Origin of the sequence: Streptococcus mitis (genome assembly GCF_946190325.1) — a bacterium.
In the GTDB taxonomy this organism is placed as follows: Bacteria; Bacillota; Bacilli; order Lactobacillales; family Streptococcaceae; genus Streptococcus; species Streptococcus mitis_CF.
This window is the reverse complement of record NZ_CAMHZR010000053.1, coordinates 1-265: the sequence shown is the minus strand read 5'-3', so window position 1 is coordinate 265 and position 265 is coordinate 1. Positions and strand designations below refer to the sequence as shown.

The window sequence follows — 265 nt, the reverse complement described above, 5'->3', positions numbered from 1 at the left end:
CTGACTTACCTGTCACTTCATCTGTTGTGAGAACGCGGTTACCGTTAGTACTTACATAACGGATAACAGCTTTTTGAGCATCCTTACGATAAGTGACTGTTTCAACACGGTCTTGGTCTTTAGCTTGAACTCCACTTACAGCCGGGATTTCTGATTTATCCGCTGTGTAACCTGCGATGGTTGGTGATACCACTTTATCAAACGTATCATCATTAGTTGTCCAGTCTTGGAAGAAAATTTGACCAGTCACTAGGTTAATACGACT

At 41.9% G+C, this 265-nt stretch carries 1 protein-coding gene; it reads right to left on the bottom strand.

Translation table 11 applies throughout. The features are described from left to right. Positions 1-265 (bottom strand): mucin-binding protein (locus N8M95_RS09250; RefSeq protein WP_261117093.1); only part of this gene is annotated, 265 nt, incomplete at both ends.